Annotated in this window: 2 protein-coding genes; one reads left to right on the forward strand and one right to left on the reverse strand. The window is 53.1% G+C overall.

The window, feature by feature from the left end; translation table 11 throughout:
• Nucleotides 1-131: FAD-binding protein (locus HT737_RS30225; protein WP_182404655.1), on the reverse strand; the 131-nt coding region annotated here is incomplete at its 3' end.
• Nucleotides 132-690: 559 nt separating this feature from the next.
• Between HT737_RS30225 and rpoE the strand changes: the two genes are divergently transcribed.
• On the forward strand, nucleotides 691-1,217 hold a 527-nt coding region (gene rpoE / locus HT737_RS30230), incomplete at its 3' end, for an RNA polymerase sigma factor RpoE (protein WP_182404656.1).

Raw genomic sequence — 1,217 nt, forward strand, 5'->3', positions numbered from 1 at the left:
GTCGAACCGTTGGCCAGATCACCCTTGCTCAATACGGCAATGCGCAAATGACCCGGCAGGGTCAGCGCGAGACTCAAACCGGCAGCGCCGCTGCCAATCACCAGAACATCGTGTTGAAACTGTTGGCTCATTTCAGGATTCCGCTCAAAGCGACCCGGATCGGGGTTGGCGCAAGACAGCTGGATCGGCGAGTCAAGACAGCCACACAGCCCACTAGTATATAGAGGGGTGGAGCGGCACAATAGCCGGGCTTGTATGGCATTGTGAAACTACTGTGACGACAAAAGCCTGACGTTTCGTCGGAGGTTTTTTTTCATCGTTTTGGAAAAAGGCAACTGTATCGAGGATGAAACAGGCTTTTTCAGCGCACGGTCGCTCAATGTCGCTCCAGCATGGCTATAAATAATTGGAACTTTTGCCAGAGGCCCAAGATCAATAGACAGTTGCCAGAAACACGGGACAGTGTCGGCTTCAATGCAGAACCTGCGATTGGGTTTTTGCCGGCGAACCGATGACAAGATTATTCGCGCAGCCGGTTTATCCCGCGCTGCGTTTTTTCGTGCGTGCCAAATCAGAGCCCGCAGGAAACTTGCCTGGAGGGGGAGAACTTTTGCGAAAAGCCCGAGTCTATGTTTGCAAGTCTGGTCGTTTAGTTATGCAAGCCTCCTCCATGCTTATCGAGGAGTGTTCATGCTAACCCAGGAAGAGGATCAGCAGCTGGTCGAGCGCGTTCAGCGTGGCGACAAGCGAGCTTTCGATCTGCTGGTGCTGAAATATCAGCACAAAATTCTCGGGTTGATCGTGCGTTTTGTGCACGACACCCATGAAGCCCAGGATGTGGCTCAGGAAGCCTTTATCAAGGCGTACCGAGCATTAGGAAACTTTCGCGGAGACAGCGCGTTCTATACGTGGCTTTACCGCATTGCCATCAACACGGCAAAAAACTATCTGGTTTCACGCGGCCGCCGGCCGCCGGATAGTGATGTAAGTTCTGAAGACGCAGAGTTCTACGATGGCGATCATGGCCTCAAGGATCTCGAATCACCGGAACGCGCGTTGCTGCGGGATGAGATCGAAGGCACCGTCCATCGAACCATTCAGCAACTGCCAGAGGATTTGCGTACGGCGTTAACTTTACGTGAATTCGATGGTCTGAGTTACGAGGACATTGCGAGTGTCATGCAGTGTCCGGTGGGTACCGTGCGCTCCCGGATTTT

Source organism: Pseudomonas sp. MD195_PC81_125 (assembly GCF_014060985.1).
GTDB classification, from domain to species: Bacteria; Pseudomonadota; Gammaproteobacteria; order Pseudomonadales; family Pseudomonadaceae; genus Aquipseudomonas; species Aquipseudomonas parakoreensis.